Source organism: Subtercola boreus, assembly GCF_003399645.1.
Lineage (GTDB): Bacteria > Actinomycetota > Actinomycetes > Actinomycetales > Microbacteriaceae > Subtercola > Subtercola boreus_A.
Map to the genome: position 1 here is coordinate 115,535 of NZ_NBXD01000012.1, position 19,195 is coordinate 134,729.

The 19,195-nt window shown below is 68.7% G+C and carries 15 protein-coding genes and 1 tRNA gene; 7 read left to right on the plus strand and 9 right to left on the minus strand.

The features are described from left to right. Positions 1-292 precede the first annotated feature (292 nt). The 3 genes from B7R24_RS05215 (at position 293) to B7R24_RS05225 (ending at position 4,523) form a co-directional block, all read left to right on the plus strand. Positions 293-1,705 carry a DNA polymerase IV gene (locus B7R24_RS05215; RefSeq protein WP_437123507.1) on the plus strand — a complete coding sequence of 471 codons (1,413 nt, stop codon included), beginning with the start codon at positions 293-295 and terminating at the stop codon, positions 1,703-1,705. Between the two features lie 82 nt (positions 1,706-1,787). Then, positions 1,788-3,140 (plus strand): hypothetical protein, encoded by a 1,353-nt coding sequence (locus B7R24_RS05220; protein WP_116417919.1) that lies wholly within the window; start codon positions 1,788-1,790, stop codon positions 3,138-3,140. 261 nt (positions 3,141-3,401) lie between these two features. Then, entirely contained in the window at positions 3,402-4,523 is a 1,122-nt protein-coding gene (locus B7R24_RS05225) for a hypothetical protein (RefSeq protein ID WP_116417920.1), read from the plus strand. 29 nt (positions 4,524-4,552) lie between these two features. On the opposite strand, the gene treZ is transcribed toward B7R24_RS05225, so the two are convergent. The 5 genes from treZ to B7R24_RS05250 all read right to left on the minus strand — a co-directional run bounded on the left by treZ (position 4,553) and on the right by B7R24_RS05250 (position 12,613). Further along, a complete protein-coding gene (gene treZ, locus B7R24_RS05230) occupies positions 4,553-6,538 on the minus strand; it encodes a malto-oligosyltrehalose trehalohydrolase (RefSeq protein WP_116417921.1) in 1,986 nt (661 codons plus the stop codon). Positions 6,539-6,549: 11 nt separating this feature from the next. Beyond that, the gene (gene treY / locus B7R24_RS05235) at positions 6,550-8,955 is read right to left on the minus strand and encodes a malto-oligosyltrehalose synthase (RefSeq protein ID WP_116417922.1); all 2,406 of its coding nucleotides are present in this window, start codon (positions 8,953-8,955) and stop codon (positions 6,550-6,552) included. Positions 8,956-8,991: 36 nt separating this feature from the next. Further along, positions 8,992-11,199, minus strand: a complete 2,208-nt coding sequence (glgX, locus tag B7R24_RS05240) for a glycogen debranching protein GlgX (RefSeq protein WP_116417923.1) — start codon at positions 11,197-11,199, stop codon at positions 8,992-8,994. Between the two features lie 70 nt (positions 11,200-11,269). Continuing rightward, complete coding sequence (locus B7R24_RS05245) at positions 11,270-12,193, minus strand: LLM class F420-dependent oxidoreductase (RefSeq protein ID WP_116417924.1); 924 nt, start codon at positions 12,191-12,193, stop codon at positions 11,270-11,272. 12 nt (positions 12,194-12,205) lie between these two features. Further along, positions 12,206-12,613, minus strand: a complete 408-nt coding sequence (locus B7R24_RS05250; RefSeq protein ID WP_116417925.1) for a DUF3592 domain-containing protein — start codon at positions 12,611-12,613, stop codon at positions 12,206-12,208. Positions 12,614-12,835: 222 nt separating this feature from the next. Here B7R24_RS05250 and B7R24_RS05255 point away from each other — a divergent pair, with 222 nt between their 5' ends. From B7R24_RS05255 to B7R24_RS05270, 4 genes are read left to right on the plus strand one after another with little or no spacing between them, the layout of a single operon-like run. Then, a complete protein-coding gene (locus tag B7R24_RS05255; RefSeq protein WP_116417926.1) occupies positions 12,836-13,480 on the plus strand; it encodes an ECF transporter S component in 645 nt (214 codons plus the stop codon). A 35-nt stretch (positions 13,481-13,515) separates the two neighbouring features. Next, entirely contained in the window at positions 13,516-15,318 is a 1,803-nt protein-coding gene (locus tag B7R24_RS05260; RefSeq protein WP_216363621.1) for an ABC transporter ATP-binding protein, read from the plus strand. After that, on the plus strand, positions 15,315-16,103 hold the full coding sequence (locus B7R24_RS05265; protein WP_116417927.1) for an energy-coupling factor transporter transmembrane component T family protein: 789 nt from the start codon (positions 15,315-15,317) through the stop codon (positions 16,101-16,103). Before B7R24_RS05260 ends, B7R24_RS05265 begins: the two co-directional genes overlap by 4 nt. 39 nt (positions 16,104-16,142) lie before the next feature. Next, a complete protein-coding gene (locus tag B7R24_RS05270) occupies positions 16,143-16,424 on the plus strand; it encodes a hypothetical protein (protein ID WP_116417928.1) in 282 nt (93 codons plus the stop codon). A gap of 81 nt (positions 16,425-16,505) precedes the next feature. Here the strand turns inward: B7R24_RS05270 and B7R24_RS05275 are convergent, their stop codons facing one another. From B7R24_RS05275 to orn, 4 genes are all read right to left on the minus strand, one after another. Beyond that, positions 16,506-17,870 (minus strand): hypothetical protein, encoded by a 1,365-nt coding sequence (locus tag B7R24_RS05275; RefSeq protein ID WP_116417929.1) that lies wholly within the window; start codon positions 17,868-17,870, stop codon positions 16,506-16,508. Between the two features lie 70 nt (positions 17,871-17,940). Next, positions 17,941-18,291 carry a metallopeptidase family protein gene (locus B7R24_RS05280; RefSeq protein ID WP_116417930.1) on the minus strand — a complete coding sequence of 117 codons (351 nt, stop codon included), beginning with the start codon at positions 18,289-18,291 and terminating at the stop codon, positions 17,941-17,943. A gap of 87 nt (positions 18,292-18,378) precedes the next feature. Next, positions 18,379-18,454: transfer RNA gene (locus B7R24_RS05285), tRNA-His, on the minus strand. 39 nt (positions 18,455-18,493) lie between these two features. Then, positions 18,494-19,114: an oligoribonuclease gene (orn, locus tag B7R24_RS05290; protein WP_116417931.1), complete on the minus strand. Its 621-nt coding sequence runs from the start codon at positions 19,112-19,114 to the stop codon at positions 18,494-18,496. Positions 19,115-19,195: the final 81 nt, after the last annotated feature.

The following is a 19,195-nucleotide window of genomic DNA, read 5'->3' on the forward strand; positions in this document are numbered from 1 at the left end:
CTACGCTCCCGCGCTCCCGCGCCCCCGCGCCCCCGCGCCCCCGCGGGCTCCTGCGCGGGGATACGCGGTCGTTTGTCGCATCCGCGAGTGCGCGCGCATGCGCGGATGCGACAAATGGGCGCGGAACCCGCGAAACCTCGGCGCGGGCGCGGCGGGGGCGGGTGGGTGCGGGCCGGGGGCGCGGCGGGGGCGGGTGGGTGCGGGCCGCGGGCGCGGCGGGGGTGGGTGCGTGCGGGCCGGGGGCGCGGCGGGGGCCGGGGCGGGTGTCGCTGGGCGCGCTTAGGCTGAGAGTATGACGGAGGCGAAGCGGGCGGCAGGGTGGGAGTCCCGGCCGGTGCCTGCGCGCACCCCGATCCCTTCGCGAACGCCTCCGCCCGGCAGCTCGAAGGCGCCGGGGGCAGACCGCGCTGCCACGGGCCGGGCCCCGAGTGCCGGCGAGCACATCTTCGGCGGCGGCGAAGACGACGGCACGTCGACCATGCTGCACATCGACATGGATGCGTTCTTCGCCTCTGTCGAGCTGCTCGAGCATCCTGAACTCCGCGGGCTCCCGGTGATCATCGGCGGAGCGGGCGGCCGCGGCGTCGTCACCTCGGCCACCTATGAAGCCCGGCGCTTCGGGGTGCACTCGGCCATGCCCACCGCCCGCGCCCTGCAGCTCTGCCCGAAGGCGATCGTGCTGCCGAGCCACTACGAGCGGTACCGGCACTACTCGGCCCAGGTGATGAACATCTTTCAAGACGTCACGCCGCTGGTCGAACCGCTGAGTATCGACGAGGCGTTCCTCGACGTGGCGGGTGCCCGGCGCCTGCTGGGCTCGCCCTCGACCATCGGCAGAGCGGTGCGTGCGCGGGTCGAATCCGAGACCGGGCTCACTTGCTCGGTGGGAGCTGCGTCGACGAAATTCATCGCGAAGATGGCCTCCGGCCGGGCCAAGCCCGACGGGATGCTCGTGGTGCCGGGGGCCGAGTCGCTGAACTTCCTGCACCCGCTGCCCGTCGGGGCGCTCTGGGGGGTCGGCGCCAGCACCGCGGAGGCGCTGACACGACTCGGCATCCGCACCGTCGGCGACCTCGCTGCGACCCCGCTGCCGACGCTCGTGTCGCGGGTCGGTGAGGCATCCGGCACGAAGCTCCACCGCCTGGCCAACGGCCACGACGGGCGCTCGGTGGTGACGCAGCACGTGGAGAAGAGCATCGGGCACGAGATGACGTTCGAGTTCGACATGCACGACCCCCGGCAGCTCCGGCTCGAACTGCTGCGGCTCTCCGACCAGGTCGCGGTGCGCCTGCGCCGGGCGGGCCTCGCGGCGAAGACGGTCGCCCTGAAGGTGCGGTTCAGCGACTTCTCCACGATCTCGCGGTCGCGAACGCTCGGCGAGCCGACCGATCTGGCGCAGACGATCTCCGACGCGGCGCGCGACCTGTTCGACCATGTCGGGCTCGACCAGCGCATCCGCCTGATCGGCGTGCGCGCCGAGAACCTGGTCGAAGCGAGCGAGACGGTGCATCAGCCCTCCCTGTGGGACGACGAGTCCGCTCCGCCGTCGGGCTGGCGCGATGCAGAGGTCACGGTCGACCGCGTGGTCGAGAAGTTCGGCCGGGACATCCTGAAGCGTGCGTCGCTCGTCGAGCCCGGCCCGCGTGAACGCCGGCGCACCGACCGAAGGCAACCGCCGACGACCGATGAAGGTTCCCGGGGTTGACCTTCTGCGCAGTATCGCGCATGCTCACGAGGGGGGCCGGACCGGCCCGGCACGAGCACGACGGCTTCAAGGGGGAACGGGCATGTTCGCACAGGGTCTGAAGAAGACAGGCAGAGTCGCTGCGGGGGTCGTCGTGACCGCCGCGCTGGCATTGACGGGAGCGGTGTCGGCCACGGCCGCCGTACCAGCGGCAACAACCGCCATCACGACCGTGGCAGCAACCAGTACCGCGGCGGCAAACAGCACAGCGAGCACGGTAGCCGCAGCGGCGACCATCACCCCGCCGAGCCCGCCGGTCTCGCTCGAACTCACCGAGTTCCCCGGCCGTGACGGCGTCATCTGGCTCGAGGTGGTCAAGGCGGGTTCCCACGGCAGCGCCACGCTCGACCAGCTCAGCTACCTCTACGACCTGAACGGCGACGGAGTCTGGCGCCAGCCCGACTACGGGTACAAGCCCGGTTCCGACGACTTCGGGGTCGTTGCGAGCAAAGGCATCGTCGAGGGTCACACCTACAGCATCCGGCTGATCGCCCGTGCCACCATCAAGGGCCGCATCTACGACAGCGTTCCGAGTGCCGCCGTTTCGACCTACGTCTTCAACGAGCTCGCCCTCACGTACTCGCCGAAGACGGTTGTATCGGGCGATACCGTCACGGTCTCGTGGGATCTGACCCAGTCCCTGCACGGCCAGCGAGCCGACATCACCTTCGGCACCGATCCCGATCTCGGTGTGGGCGGGCCGGTCGGCCCGGTCGGCAGCGTCACGCTTCGCCCCGGTTACTCCACCACGGTGACAGCGACGCTGAACGTGATCGGTGAGAACCTCGACTTCGACTACCGCGACTATTCCACGACGGTGACCACCGGTGCAGCGAGCAGCGGCGCACCCCTCACCCAGACGCCGAAGCCGACGATCGTCGGCGATCCGCTGGTCGGTTCGGTGCTGACCGCCCAGGCGGGAACCTGGAAGCCGCAGCCCGTCACCCTCAGCTACCAGTGGAGCCGCAACGGCGCAGCCATCGCCGGCGCGACCCGTTCGCAGTACACCCTCGTCACGGCTGATGCCGGTGCCAGGGTCACCGTCGCCGTCACCGGCCGCACTCCTTCGGGCGCAAGCGCGACGGTGGCATCATCACCGACGGAGACCGTCGCCGCGCGGGTCATCACCGGCGTGCAGAACTATCTCAACGGCACCCAGATCGTCGGCTACACCCTGTACGCAGAGACCCGGGGTGTCTCCCCGCTGGGCGTGGCCTTCACCTACCAGTGGCTGAGCGACGGAGCTCCCATCGCCGGCGACACGAAGGCCGTGCACCAGGTCGTACCGGCCGACGTCGGTCACCGCATCTCCCTCGCGATCACGGCGCGGAAGACCGGGTACCCGACCGTGAGCCTGGTGACGTACGAGACGGATCCGGTCGAGGCAGCCAAGTAGCCGACCCCGAGGCTTGACGCCGGCCGCCCCGGTGCGCATGATCGGCTGGAGGGCCGGGTCGGCCCCGGGGTGATTCGAGGGGGAATCGGATGTTCGCACGAGGTCTGGCGAAGACAGTCACGGCGGCGATGGGGCTGGGTCTGGCGGCCACGCTGGCCCTCGGCGGCGCGATGCCGGCGACGGCAGCACCGCTGCCCGCAGCCGCTGCCCGCAGCCGCGCCCGCAGCCGCGCCCGCAGCCGTGCCCCCGGGCCCGCCCACCGTGACCGACCAGACCATGTTCCCCGGTCGTCAGGGCATCATCTTCTACGAGATCGTCAGGGAGGGAACGTTCGGCAGCGCCACGCGTGACCAGATCACTTACCAGTACGACCTCAACGGCGACAACGTCTGGCGAAAGCCCGACTTCTTCCGTGTCGCCGGACCGGACACGTTCTCGTTTTTGACCGGGAAGGACCTCGTCGAGGGAACGGTCAACGTGGTGCGTCTCAGGGCGGTCGCGACCATCAAGGGCCGCGTCTACGCCAGCGTACCGAGCGCCCCGATCGGCACCTACGTCTTCGGCGAGATCGACCGGAACTACACACTGAAGACCGTCGTGGCGGCAGACACGGTGACCGTCTCGTGGGACATCACCGCGGCACTGCACGGGCAGCGGGCGACCATCGAGTTCTCCGACGACTCCGATTTCCAGTACGTCGGCCCGGTGGGCAGCGTCACCATCCGCCCGGGGTTCTCCCAGACCGTCACGCCGAAGCTCGATGTGATCGGCGAGAATCTCGACTTCGACATGGTCACCTACCAGACGACGGTCACGACCGGCCCCGCCGGTACCGGTGCAGCCTTCACCCAGACGCCCAAGCCCACCATCGTCGGTACGCCACAGGTCGGCTCCGTGCTCACGGCCCAGACCGGAACGTGGAAGCCGCTCCCTGTGACCTTCAGCTACCAGTGGAGCCGCAACGGCGTGCCCCTCGCCGGGGCGACCCGATCGCAGTACACACCGGCCGCGGCTGACGCGGGGGCCGCCCTGTCCGTCACCGTGACCGGTCGCACGCCGTCGGGCTCGAGTGCCTCCCTCGAGTCGACGCCCACAGCGGCGATCGCCGCTCGCGTCATCAGCGGTGTGGGGTACGCGACAAACGGCACCCCGTCCGTCGGGAACACCCTCTCGGCAGACGTGGCCAATGTCACCCCCCTGGGCGCGACGTTCACCTTCCAGTGGTTGAGCGACGGAGCGCCGATTCCCGGCCAGACGAGATCGTCGTACCGGATCGTGCAGGCCGACCTCGGCCACTACCTCTCCGTGTCGATCACCGCACGCAAGACCGGCTACCCCAGCACCACTCTGACGACCGAGCCCTACCCGGTCACGGCCGGCTGAGCGGCGCCGAGAGCCCGGCGCCGCCAGCCTCAGGCGCGCCGATAGACCGTCGCCGAATGCGCGGGGAGGGTACCCGGTGCGCCAGCCCCGGCGCCGGATGCTCCGGCGTCAACGTCGGCCAGCACATCCTGGGTTGACAGCAGCACCTCGCCGAGGGCGTCGTCGATCATCGAGGCATCGACCGGGGCTTCCGAGAAGTTGATGAGCACGCGGATGTCGCCGCGGCGCACCTCGAACCAGCGCGCCTGCTCGTCGAAGCGCACGGCAACCTCTGTGAAGCGCGGATCGGTGAACTCGGGCAGACCGTGCCGGAGTGTCGCGAGGTCGCGGTAGAGACGGAGGAGCTTCGTGTGGCGTCCACTCTCGGTCTCGCTCCAGTCGAGCTTCGAGTTCGTGAACGTCGACGGGTCCTGCGGGTCGGGCACCTCGTTCTCGTCCCAGCCCATTTTGGCGAACTCGGCGATGCGGCCCTTGGCGGTGGCCTCACCGAGCTCGGGCTCCGGATGCGACGTGAAGAACTGCCACGGAGTCGAGGCCGCCCACTCCTCACCCATGAACAGCATCGGGGTGAACGGCCCGAGCAGGGTGAGCACAGCGGCGATGGCGAGCTGGCCATCCGTCAGCGACGCGGTCAGCCGGTCGCCGGTCGCCCGGTTGCCGATCTGGTCGTGGTTCTGGTTCGCCACCACGAGCCGCCACGTGGATACGTGGGCGGTGTCGATCGGCTTACCGTGCGTCTTCTCGCGGAAGGTCGAAAAGGTGCCGTTGTGGAAGAACCCCTCCGTCAGCACCTTGCCGAGTGCCGACAGCGAGTCGAAGTCCTCGTAGTATCCGGTCGTCTCGCGGGTGAGGGCGACGTGCACCGCGTGGTGGAAGTCGTCGCTCCACTGCCCGGTGAGCCCGTAGCCATGGCTCTCCCGCGGGGTGAACATGACCGGATCATTGAGGTCGGACTCGGCGATGAGGGTGAGCGGCTTGCCCAGGAAGCTCGAGAGAGCATCCACCTCGGTCGACAGCTGGGCGAGCAGGTGCACGGGTGAGGAGTCCTGCAGGGCGTGCACCGCATCGAGGCGCAGCCCATCGACGTGGTAGTCGTTCAGCCACATCAGCGCGTTGTCGATGATGTAGCGGCGCACCTCGGCGGAATCGTCGCCGTCGAGATTGATGGCCGAGCCCCAGGTGTTGGCCGCCGCATCGTTCAGGTACGGGCCGTACAGCGGCAGGTAGTTGCCGCTCGGGCCGAGGTGGTTGTAGACGACATCCTGAATGACGCCCAGGCCTCTCGCATGACAGGCGTCGACGAAACGCTGGTAACCCTCAGGCCCGCCGTAGAGCTCGTGAACGGCGAACCAGAGCACGCCGTCGTAGCCCCAGTTGTGCGTTCCGTTGAAGGCGTTCACGGGCAGCAGCTCGACGAAGTCGACACCGATCGACACGAGGTGGTCGAGCTTGCCGATCGCGGCCTCGAGGGTTCCCTGCGGAGTGAAGGTGCCGAGGTGTAGTTCGTAGATCTCGCCGCCCGCGAGCTGGCGGCCCTTCCACGTCTCGTCGCTCCAGACGAAGGTGGTGGGGTCGTAGCTGCGCGAGAGACCGTGCACGCCCGAGGGCTGGCGCCGCGAGCGCGGGTCGGGCAGCACCTGTTCGTCTTCGATATGAGTGGGCACGCTCGAGTAGATCGGCCCCTCGGCACCGGCGTCGGCGTAGGAGTCGCCGTCGTCATCGGACGGGTCGCCTTCGAGAGGCGTCACAACGTAGCCGTAGTCGGCCTCGATGAAGCCCGCGAGCCCGGGCGCGGTCCACCAGCCGTCATCGCTCGGTTCCATGGTGATGGAGCGGAGCGCATCGGTGGTTGCGCTTTCCCCCGCAGCATCCACGTCGGTCGTCTCCGGGTCTGCGGATGCCGCAGCAGCGGCAGCCCCGAGGTCGACCTTGTCGCCGGCCGCCCCCAGCTCCCGCAGCCGCAAGGTAACCGCTTGTGCCCGGGGCGCCCACACATCGAACTGTTTGATCGTCATAGCCGTACGCCTCACGCCTCGGTTGCCGGCGCGAGCAACGCGACCGGGTATTCACTCAACAGCTCGGAGAGCAGCAGGTTGTCGCCGCTGAACGACCGCCCGGTGATCACGTCGACCACGCGCGCCGAGTCGAGGTCGAGGCTCGTGTCACCCCAGCCCCCTGCCGCAGCGAGCCCGACGGGCAGGCGCGTGGCGACCGTCACCGCAGTGTCGCGATCGAATGCCACGACATGGCCGGCGGCGGAACCCGATGCGGTCAGGGGCCGGTAGCCCTGGAACAGCCCTGGCCGGTCGCGCTTCAGCCGCAGTGCGCGGGAGGTCACCAGCAGTTTGGCTGCACCGCTCGCATCGATGGCCGGCCTGAACCCGCCGTCGATCGACGACAGCAGCACGCGGCGTTTGGTGTAGTCCACCGGTCGGCGGTTGTCGGGGTCGACGAGCGACGTCTCCCACAGCTCGCTGCCCTGATAGACGTCGGGCGATCCCGGCGCGGTCAGCTGCAGCAGCTTCAGTGACAGCGAGTTCGACCAGCCCGGCTGCTCGACCCTGGCGAGGAACGCGGCCAGCACAGACCCCACCTCGGGGTCGTCGAATGCGCTGTCGATCAGAGCGTGCATCCGCTCTTCGAACGTTTCGTTCACATCGAGCCAGCCCGTCGAGTCGCCCGCTTCCCGCGAGGCCTTCTCGGCGTAGGCGTGCAGGCGTTCGCGCGACGCCGGCCACGAGCCCACGATCGCCTGCCAGAGCAGGTTCTCGAGCTGGCCGTCGCCGAGCGGCGCCAGCGCGCGCAGCTGGCTGAGAGTGGATGCCCATTCCGCCGTCAGTTCGGAGATCACGCTGATGCGGGCACGCGTGTCTTCGCCACGCTTCGTGTCGTGCGTCGAGAGCGTCGTCATGGCGTTCGGGTAGGAGCGCAGGCGAGCCACCTGGCGTTTGTGAAATTCGGGTACCGCGACGGCGAACTCTCCCGGGTCGGCCCCGACCTCGTTGAGGGAGGTGAGCCGGTTGTAGCGGTAGAACGCGGTGTCTTCGACGCCCTTCGCCATGACCATGCCCGAGGTCTGCTGAAAGCGCTTCGCGGCCTCGTTGTCGGGGTCACCGAGCGCCGGAAGGATGGCGTCGATCGTGCCGGCGAGGTCGGGCCGGTGCTCCCGGGCGAGCGTGGCAGCGGCCTCGAGCTGGTCGAGCCCGAGCGGCAGGTACGAACGGTAGACGGGGAAGCAGGTGAGCAGTTCGGCGATCGCGTCGGCCACGTCGTCGTCCATCGCGTCGACGCCGGATGCGCCCGGCCCCGAGGCACCGGGACCGCCCGCGCCACCCGAGAGCGCTCCGGCGGTATCGAGCGCGCCACTCGCGGCGAGGTCGCGCTGCAGACGCAGCACCTCCGAGCGGAGGATGCCGTCGGCGATACCGCGCTTGGTGGTGTGGATGAGGTTCTCGAACGTCTCGGGCGCGGGACGATCATCCGTCGCCAACGCCTGGTCGAGGGCGTCCAGGGCCGCCTGGCCGGCCGGATCGACCAGCACGCGGTCGAAGTCGGCGAGAGCGTCGTACCCGGTGGTGCCGGCGGTCGGCCAGGAGGAGGGCATCTGCTCGCGGCCCTCGAGGATCTTCTCGACGAGCACGTAGCCCTGCCCCGTCAGCGCGCTCAGGCGGTCGAGGTAGGTGCCCGGGTCGCGGAGCCCGTCGGGGTGGTCGACGCGCAGGCCGTCGGCGAGGCCCTCGCGGAACCACCGCGCGATCTCGACGTGGGAGTCATCGAACACGACCTGCTCCTCGACGCGGATGCCCGCGAGCGAATTCACCGCGAAGAACCTACGGTAGTTCAGGGCGTCGTCTGCACGTCGCCAGTCCATCAGCTCATAGTGCTGGCGCTGCAGCACCGTCGTCGCCGAGTCGCCCTCGGTGTAGCTGCCCGGGGCGATCGGATAGACGTTGTCGTAGTAGTGCAGTTCGTCGCCGACCACCTCGAGGCCCTCGATCTCCTCGCCGGCGACCGGCGCCGACCCGAGCACGGGGATGCGCACCTTGCCGCCACCGAAGGCCCAGTCCACGTCGAAGTACGACGCGTAGGCGGAGGCCTGCCCATTCTTCAGCAGGTCCCACCACCAGCCGCTGATGGTCGGAGTCGCGACGCCCACGTGGTTGGGAACGATGTCGATGAGCACACCCAACCCGAGCCTCCGCGCGGCCGCCACCGCGGCGGAGAGCCCCGCGGCCCCGCCCCTTGCGGGATCGATCTCGGAGTGGTCGACCACGTCGTATCCGTGGTCGCTGCCCGCCTCGGCCCTCAGCAGCGGGGAGAGGTAGAGCCAGTCCGCTCCCAGGTCGTGGATGTACGAGGCTTCGGCGGCGGCGTCGTTCAGGGTGAACGCCGACGTGATCTGCAACCGGTAGGTCGACTTGGGAACAGGCATGGGTCTCTTTCGCCGTACGCAGGAGGGGAGTGGGTGCTATCCGACCGACGGCCGGGTGGCGGGAATGGTGATCGTCTGTATCGCGCCCGTCATGCTGCTGAGCGAGGCGGCGACGGAGTGATCGGGATCGGCCGTCTCGCGCCGGTGGGCGCGCAGCACCATCATCGATTTCGGCCAGACGGTGAGGATGGCGCCGGGCTTCGACGGGTCCTGGTCGGTCGCCTGGCCGGCGGTGTCGATCACGACGTCCCACGCGGCGCCGTACTCCGCGCTCGGCAGAGTGAAGGCAACGTTGACGTCGTCGGCGTTGAAGTAGACGAGGAAGTTGACGTCGGTGACGCGCTCACCGCGGTAGTCGCGACCGCGGATGCCCTGCCCGTTGAGAAAGACACCGAGCGAACGGCTGAGCGCAGCATCCCATTCCTCCGGCTCCATCTCGAGCGCGTCGGGGTTCAGCCACACGATGTCGGGCAGCGGCTCGCCGCGACCACGGCGCACGGGCCGACCGTCGAAGAAGCGGCTGCGGCGGAACGTCGGATGCTCCTTGCGCAGCCGCATCACGGCCGCGGTGAATTCGGTCAGCGGCTCGTCGGCACGCTTCCAGTGCACCCACGAGATCTCATTGTCTTGTGCGTAGGTGTTGTTGTTGCCGTTCTGGGTGCGGCCGAGTTCGTCTCCGTGCAGCAGCATCGGAACGCCCTGCGACAGCAGCAGCGTGGCCAGGAAGTTGCGCTGCTGGCGCGCACGCAGGCTCCGGATGTCGGTGTCTTCTGTCGGGCCCTCTGCGCCGCTGTTCCAGCTGCGGTTGCTCGACTCCCCGTCGTTGCCGTTCTCGCCGTTGGCATCGTTGTGCTTCTCGTTGTACGAAACCAGGTCGGCGAGGGTGAAGCCGTCGTGTGCGGTGACGAAGTTGATCGAGGCCACCGGGCGGCGGCCGGAGTGCTCATAGAGGTCGGCCGAGCCGGTGAAACGCGACGCGAACTCGCCGAGCGTCGACGGCTCGCCGCGCCAGAAGTCGCGAACGGTGTCGCGGTACTTGCCGTTCCACTCCGACCACTGCGGCGGGAAGTTGCCCACCTGGTAGCCGCCGGGGCCGACATCCCACGGCTCGGCGATCAGCTTCACCTGCGACACCACCGGGTCCTGCTGCACGAGCTCGAAGAAGCTCGACAGGCGGTCGACGTCGTAGAACTCGCGGGCCAGGGTCGAGGCCAGGTCGAAACGGAAGCCGTCGACGTGCATCTCGGTGACCCAGTAGCGCAGGGAGTCCATGATCAGCTGGAGGGAGTGCGGGTGGCGCACATTCAGCGTGTTGCCCGTGCCGGTGTAGTCCATGTAGTACCGCTTGTCGTCGTCCATGACCCGGTAGTACGCCTCGTTGTCGATACCCCGGAAGGAGATCGTCGGGCCCAGATGGTTGCCCTCGGCGGTGTGGTTGTACACGACGTCAAGAATCACTTCGATGTTGGCAGCGTGCAAGGCCTTGACCATGCCCTTGAACTCCTGCACCTGCTGGCCACGCTCGCCAGCCGAGGAGTAGGAGCTGTGGGGGGCGAAGAAACCGATCGTGTTGTAGCCCCAGTAATTGTGCAGGCCCTTGTCGAGCAGCGTGCTGTCCTGCACGAACTGGTGCACCGGCATGAGCTCGAGCGACGTGATACCGAGTTTCAGCAGGTGTTCGATGGTGGCCGGATGCGCGATACCCGCGTAGGTGCCGCGCTGATCCTTCGGAATCTCGTGGTTGAGCTCGGTCAGCCCCTTCACGTGCGCCTCGTAGATGATCGTGTCCTGGTAGGGAACCCGCAGGATGCGGTCGCCCGACCAGTCGAAGAACGGGTTGATCACGACGCCGTACATCATGTGCTTGGCCGAATCGAGGTCGTTCTCACTGTCGGGGTCACCGAAGTTGTAGGAGAACAGCGACTGGTCCCAGTCGATGGAGCCGCTGGTCGCCTTGGCGTACGGGTCGAGCAGGAGCTTGTTCGGGTTGAACCGCTGCCCGTTCTTCGGATCGTACGGCCCGTGCACGCGGTAGCCGTAGCGCTGCCCCGGCTGCACCTGCGGCAGGTAGCAGTGCCACACGAAGGCGTCGACCTCGTTCAGCAGGATGCGGGTCTCGGCACCCTTCTCGCCGAACAGGCAGAGCTCGACCTTCTCGGCCCCCTCACTGAAGAGGGCGAAGTTGGTGCCGCTGCCGTCGAACGTCGCGCCCAACGGATAGGCAGATCCTGGCCAACTGTCCACAGAAGTACTCCTTCAAAAAGTGCATGGCGGTTCTCCGGCACCCCGGGTGGGCGCTTCGGATGAACCGGTCTTACTGTACGTGCGGCGAGATCTGGGCCGCGATGAATTCGAGGTGCTCGAGATCGTGAAGATCGAGCACCTGCAGGTAGAGGCGTTCGACGCCCTGCTCCGCGAGCTGGTTGATGCGATCGACGGCTTCGGATGCCGTTCCGGCGATGCCGTGCTCGCGCAATTCGGCGGGGTCGCGCTTCACGGCCCCGGCGCGGCGTGTGAACTCGGCCTCATCAGCCCCGACCGCGACGATGAGGGCAGCGGAGTAGACCATCGAGTCGGGATCGCGGTCGATCGCCTCGCAGGCGCTCCGCACCCGGTCGAACTGCGGCCGGATCTTCTCGAACTCGAGGAACGGCGTGTTGAACTCGGAGGCGTAACGCGCCGCGAGCGCGGGAGTGCGGCTCGGTCCGCTGCCGCCGACGATCACCGGCAGGGGGTTCTGCACCGGTTTGGGCAGGGCCGGAGAATTCGTGAGCTGGTAGTGCGCACCGTCGAACGAGTACTTCTCGCCCAGCGGAGTGCCGAAGAGCCCCTCGACGATCTCGAGCTGCTCTTCGAGCATCCCGAGCCGCTTGTCGGGGAAGGGGATGCCGTACGCCCTGTGCTCGGCCTCGAACCAGCCGGTGCCGAGGCCGAGTTCGGCGCGGCCGCCCGACATCTGGTCGACCTGCGCCACCTGGATGGCGAGGATGCCCGGGTGTCGGTAGGTCACGCTCGACACGAGCGTACCCAGCGTAATGCGGCTGGTCTCCCGGGCGAGGCCGGCGAGCGTGGTCCACGCGTCGGTCGGGCCGGGCAGGCCTGGGCCGTCGTCCATCGTCAGGTAGTGGTCCGACCGAAAGAAGGCGTCGAAGCCGAGCCGCTCGGTTGCCTGGGCTACGGCGAGGAGACCGTCGTAGCTGGCGCCCTGCTGTGGCTCCGTGAAGATTCGCAACTGCATGGGTTCAGCTTTTCACACTTCTCCGAGCGGCTGCCCAGCTTGACGGAGGCGTACACGGTGCCAGCGCTCCGGGGCAGAGCCGAAGCCGACGCGGATGCGGTCCTCCTTCAAAGGGTGCTGCTGGTCGTAGAGCACGGTCACGCCGCCGCCGGCGCCCATCACCTTGAACACCCCGGCGCCCGACCGCGGCACGAGGCTGCGGGCCTCACCGTCGTGCGCGGTGTAGGAGATGACCGTGACCGTCTTCGTCAGGCGCGAGACCAGTCCGGCCGACAGTGGGGGAGCGACCGTCACGGCCTGCCCCCTCGCCCGCGTGCCCCGGCGGAGCAGCCAGCTCTCGGTCAGGTGCCGGTGGGCCTTCACCGCGAGAAAGAGCCCCGCGATGACGATGAGGATGCCGAGAACGAAGAGAAGCTGCATGAGACCTCCAGAATATGGGATACTCGACGCAACACGGGAGTCCGGTGAGCCGGGCTGAGAGGAAGGTTCTCAACCTTCGACCGTCGAACCTGATCTGGATCATGCCAGCGCAGGGAGGACAATCTCTCGAGCCGTCGTTGCCGATCGGTTCGTTCTGCCGATCGCTGACGGCGTCTCACAACCCGTGCCCTACACATTCGCATCGACGAAAGGGCACGACCAGTGCACGCTACAACAACCCAGCTCGGCCGCTCCACCTCCTCTTCATCCGGTTCACCGACCGGGGGCCGTTTCCAGTGGCGCGTGGTCGACATCATCACAGCCAGCGTCATCGGCGTCGCCGCGGGCCTCATCTTCTGGGCCTGGGGGCTCGCCTACAACCCCGTCACCACCCCCCTGAGCGCCGCGCTCCCGGGGCTGCAGGGCCTGTTCAACGGGGGCTGGCTGTTCGCCGGCGTGCTGGGTGGGCTGATCATCCGAAAGCCCGGTGCCGCCCTGTACACCGAACTCGTCGCTGCGGTGGTCTCGGCGCTGATCGGAACGCAGTGGGGCATCACGACGCTGGTCTCGGGCGCGGTGCAGGGGATCGGGGCAGAGATCGTCTTCGCGCTGTTCCTGTACTCGAGCTACCGCCTGTGGGTCGCTCTGCTGGCGGGCGTGGGCGCGGGGATCGCGCTCTCGATCACCGACCTGACGCTCTCGTACCCGGGGTCGGACACCCCGTTCATCCTGCTCTACTCGCTGACGTCGATCGTGTCGGGGATCGTGCTTGCGGGGCTGCTCTCGTGGCTGGCCATGCGGGGCATAGCCCGCACGGGCGCGCTCAGCCGCTTCGCGGCCGGCCGCGAGGCGCGGGCGCTCGTCTGAGCGCCGCGTTCGCGCCCCGCGCGCCAGGCGCTCCCTTGACGGGTGGGGCGGATGTTGCGGCCCGCGGGTGGGGATGGCGGCACGCGGGGCGCCGGGCGTGGGCCGTCGATCAGCTCGACCTCGAAATTGGGGCGGGAGAGCGCGTGTTGCTGCTCGGGGCATCCGGAGCAGGCAAGTCGACGCTCATCAGCGCGCTCGCCGGTGTGCTCGGTTCTTCTGACGAGGGCGAGGAGCGCGGCTCGCTGCTCGTCGGTGGCGCACGGCCGGCGGATGCCCGGGGCCGGGTCGGCCTGCTGCTCCAGGACCCCGATTCCCAGGTGATGCTCGCGCGGGTCGGCGACGATGTCGCCTTCGGTTGCGAGAACCTGGGAGTGCCCCGCGACGAGATCTGGCGGCGGGTCGGCGACGCGCTGGACGCGGTCGGACTGCATCTTCCGCTCTCGCACCCCACGTCGTCCCTCTCCGGCGGGCAGAAGCAGCGGCTCGCGCTCGCCGGCGTGCTCGCCATGCAGCCCCAACTGCTGCTGCTCGACGAGCCGACCGCGAACCTCGACCCTCGCGGTGTGGTGGAGGTTCGGGACGCGGTTGCCCGCGTACTCGAGCATTCCCAGGCGACCTTCGTCGTGATCGAGCACCGCGTGGCGATCTGGCAGCACCTCGTGAACCGTGTCGTGGTGCTGGCCCCCGGCGGCGGTGTGCTCGCCGACGGACCCCCCGACGACGTGCTCCGCACCCGCGGGGCCGCTCTCGCCGCCGCCGGGGTCTGGGTGCCGGGACATCCGCCCTCCCGCCCGCTGCGCGCGCCGCGAGGCGCCGCCGCCCCCGCGGCCACGCCGGCGGCCGCCCCGTACGCCGCCCCCGGTGGGCCGGCCGACACCGCTGCCCCCGCGGCCACGCCCCACGCCCCCATCCGCGTCTCGCGGCTCGAGTCTGACGAGCTGAACAGTGCGTCGCCCCTCGGTTCCGACCGCCCGCACGGAGCTGAGCCACCCCTCGGCGTCAGTGGCGTCGGTTCGGCCCCCCTCCGTGCGGGTGGGAACCGGACCGGCGCGGCGCCGCTGCTCATCGCGCGGGACCTCGCCGTGGCGCGTGTGAAGGGTACGACCGTCGCGACGGGGCTGACGCTCGACATCGAGGCCGGCCGCGCCACCGTGATCACCGGTCCGAACGGCGCCGGAAAGTCGACCCTCGCCCTCACTCTCGCCGGCCTCCTCGCCCCCGCCGGCGACACCCCCGCCCGCACCCACCCCGCCGGCGGCCAGCGCGGCGCCAGCGACACCCCTGCCCGCACCCGTCTCAGCGGCCGCGCCGCCGCCCAACCCGCGGGGCGCGCGCTCACCGCGAGCGACGCGTTCGCCGCGGGAGCCGGCCCGCACCCCATCCGCTGGAAGTCCCGCGAGCTCCTCACCCGCATCGGAACCGTCTTCCAGGATCCCGAGCACCAGTTCCTCGCCAGCACCCTGCGCTCCGAACTGGCTGTCGGCCCGCGCGCCCTCCGGCTCCCTCAGCCCCAGATCGACGCCCGGGTCGACGAACTCCTGGACCGGCTCCGCCTCCGCGCGCTCGCAGAGGCGAACCCGTTCACCCTCTCCGGCGGCGAGAAGCGCCGCCTCTCCGTCGCAACCGTGCTCGCTACCCGTCCGGGTCTCCTCGTGCTCGACGAACCCACCTTCGGACAGGATGCCCGCACCTGGGCCGAACTCGTCGCTCTGCTCGCCGAACTGCTCGACGAAGGCACCGCCCTGGTCGCTGTCACCCACGACGCCGAGTTCGTCGATGCGCTCGCCGACGCTGAGTTCCGGATGCCCGGCTCCCTCAACCGCGACGGAGCGGTGTGAGCATCCTGACCCCGCTGCGCGGACCGCAGGCCGTCTACGCACTCAACCCTGTCGCGAAGCTCGCTGCGGCTCTGTTGCTCAGCCTGACTCTCGTGCTCTCGATCGACTGGGTGTCGGCGGGAGTCGCGCTGGCGCTCGAGACGGTGCTGTTCTTCTGGGCCGGGCTCGGGCTTCGAGTGTTCTTCCTCCGCACCCTGCCGGTGCTGATCGCGGCGCCCGCCGCCGCCCTGACCACGGTGCTGTACGGGCGGCCAGCCGGGCAGACGTACTTTCAGTTCGCGCTCATCAATGTCACGGATGGCTCTTTCGAGCTGGCATTCGCCACGCTGTTACGCGTTCTCGCCATCGGACTGCCAGCCGTCGTGCTGTTCGTCACCATCGATCCGACTGATCTCGCCGACGGCCTCGCCCAGGTGCTGCATCTGCCCAGTCGGTTCGTGCTGGGCGCCCTCGCTGCGCTGCGGCTGGTCGGGCTCTTCCTCGACGACTGGCGGTCGCTCGAGCTCGCACGCCGGGCGCGCGGGGTGGGTGATTCGGGCCGCATCCGGCGGTTTGCGAGCCAGGGTTTCGCCCTGCTCGTGCTGTCCATCCGGCGGGGGAGCAAGCTCGCCACCGCGATGGAGGCCCGCGGATTCGGGTCGTCGATCGCCCGAACATACGCCCGGGCATCCGTCATCGGCTGGCGGGAGGGAGTGCTGGTGGGCCTCGCGATCGTCGTCGCACTCGTCGCCGTCACGGTGTCGGTGTCGACCGGGCACTGGAACTTCATCGGCAGCCAGGGGTGAACGTGCCGGGCCCGAGCGCGGTGCCGGTACGGTTGAATCATGACTGATGCAACTGAAAAACCGAACACGTACGTCGTCGAATACACCGACGGGCCACTCGAGGGCCAGACCGACCAGCGCCTGCTCATCGGCGGAGAGTACGACAAGACCTTCGGCGTCATCGCCCTCGTCGACGGCATCGAGGCCAACTTCGAGTACCACGCCATCGGCGAGCGCGAGATGAACGGCGAGACCCATGTGAAGTACTCGTTCGACGCCTCGAAGAGCGACTCGCCCGTCAGCGACGAGGAGGGCGTGGCGCCCGGCGAGGCGCTCGTCTAGCGGCCATTCGCCGGAGCCTGCCCCCGTCGCGTCGACGGCCGTTGCGTCGGCCGGGCGTTGGGCAGGGCTGACGTCCGGGAGCTACCCCAAAGATGCGATGAACGTACTGATCGTCTCGATCGGGTGCGACAGTCGCCAGAGGGGTCCGGGGTCGGTCAGCGCACTGTCGAGAGTGAGCGGCACAGCGACCGGTCCGCCCGGCAGAGGGAACGTGACAGAGCCCACCGAGCTTCCGGCCCTTGCGGTGGTCACGGTCATTGGCGAAACGCTGTGTTCGACGGGCGCGGTGGCCCAGAGCATCCGGGACTCTGTGGAAGCAGCAGTGCCTTTCGCCATCTGCCCCCATGCCGTCTCATACTCGACGTAGGCGGTGCCTTCCGTCGTGAGTGCAGTCGGTTTCAGACCCGCGGATGCACTGCTCACCAACGCCGTGAGGTCGGCCTCGAGCGTGGGGTAGTCGGGCTCCCGCAGCAGTGCGCCGTAGATCGTGGCGGTGCCCGGATCGGTGGACGCCGCCGCGTCGCCCCCGCCCGCCGCGTCGCCCCCGGTCGTCGCGCCGCCCGCCACCGGCACCACTGCCCTGTACAGCAGGCAGAGGCCCGCCTCATCGGTGTAACTGAGAGACAACCCCGTCACTCCGAGGTCGGGCAGGTAGGTCGCGAGGTTCTCGACCTGGCGGTTGCCGAGGAGGGTCGCCGAACCCTGGGCCATGATCTCCGCGATCACGGGAGTCTCGAACGCCAGCTGTGCGATGCGCGTGAGGTCGGATGGCGTGCCGACCGACCCCTCCGAAAGACCTGTTGCATCGACTACCGTTGTGCCGGTCATCCCCTTCGCCGCCAGCCAGGTCTTCGCCGCGGCGAGGTAGCCGTCCATTGTTCCGAACGCCCAGCGCGCCAGCGCGTCGCTGTGGTTGTTGCTGGAGCCGAGCAGCATCGCCCGCAGCATGTCCCGCTCCGACCAGCTCTCGTTCGCGATGAACGACACCGCCCGGGCGCTCTGGGAGATGTAGGCCACGTAGTCCGCGTAGTCTTCGGCAGTGATCACGACGGGACTGCCGTCGGTTCCGTCGACGATCGGATGCTCGGACAGCACCACGAGCGCAGTGATGATCTTGGTGCTGCCGCCCAGCGGCACAGGATCGGTGATGCCCGCGGTGACGACGCTGCCCGCGGGCGGGGCGGCGGGAGCTGGGGTGCCGGACCCGGCAGAGCCCGCGCCACCCGCCTCCGAACTTGCAACCGTGACCCCGCTGGCCCCCGTCGACGGCAGAGACGGCGCGACGGCGCCGGATGCCGTGGCCGGCACATCGATGACCGTCGTGGTCGCGGCCGGCAGCGGCCCGAGCAGCGTCGCCGGCCCATACACCCCGAGCCCCAGGATCACGACCGTGCCGATGGCCACCACGATCCCCCGGCGAACACGGTGCGCGGCAGTCGAGGGCATGCCCCCACGCTAGCCCGCAGCCGGCCGTGCCCCCGAGCGACCCGCTGGCCGAGGCGCCGGCACGCCGACCTCAGGCCCAGCCGAGCTCATGCAGCTTCTCGTCGTCGATTCCGTAGAAGTGGGCGATCTCGTGCACCAGGGTGATGTGGATCTCGTCGCGAAGCTCGTCGAGGTCGGCCGCCACCGCGAGCGGCGGCTCGCGGTACAGGATGATGCGGTCGGGCATCTCGCCGAACCCGTACTGCCCGCGTTCCGTCAGTGCGACTCCGTCGTAGAGCCCGAGCAGGTCGAGGGAGCCGTCTTCGGGTCTGTCCTCGACGACGAATGCCACGTTCTCGAGACCGTCGATCATGTCGTCGGGCAGCCCGTCGAGTTCTTCGACCACGAGCGCTTCGAACGCCTCTGCATCGAGGTCGATCATCCGGAGCCCTCCGTGAACTGAAACCGACCATGAAACTCAGCAGAACGAAAAACGAGCGGCCCGAAAGACTCGGGCCGCTCGTTTCGATGGGGTGAGTAACGGGGCTCGAACCCGCGACCTCCTAGACCACAACCAGGCGCTCTGCCAACTGAGCTATACCCACCATGACTCCGTCGTCAAACGAAGCAACTCGAAGAGTCTATTACAGCTTCGACGCGAACGCGTTCACGACTTCGGCCGAGATGGCCCTGAGGTCGGCAGACGCCGGCCCGGGGGGAGCCACGAAGATCGCTTTGCGGTAGTACTCCAGCTCGCGGATCGACTCGAGGATGTCGGCGAGGGCGCGGTGCCCGCCGTCTTTGGCGGGCGCGTGAAAGTAGATGGGCGGAAACCACCGACGGGCCAGCTCCTTGATCGACGAGACGTCGACGCTGCGATAGTGCAGGTGTGCGTCGACCCGCGGCATGTACTTGGCGAGGAACATGCGGTCGGTGCCGATGGTGTTGCCCGCAATCGGTGCCTTCAGCTCGTTCGGCACGAACTTCAGAATGTATTCGAGCACCTCGAACTCCGCTTCGGCAAGCGTCACTCCGTTCGGGATGAGCTGGTCGAGCCCGGACGTCGCGTGCATGTTGCGCACGAAGTCGTTCATGTGTTCGAGGGCGGAATCGTCGGGCTTGATCACGATGGTGAAACCGGGATCGACGAGGTTCAGTTCGAAGTCGGTGATGACCACCGCCACCTCGACCAGTTCGTCGACGCTGAGGTCGAGGCCGGTCATTTCACAGTCGATCCAGACCAGTCGGTCTGTGTGTGTGCTCATGGTGGAAGTCTATCGTCGGCCCCTGACACAGGCTCCGGATGATGCTGCGCTACCGTGAGAGTGGACCGGATCTCCGGCCAA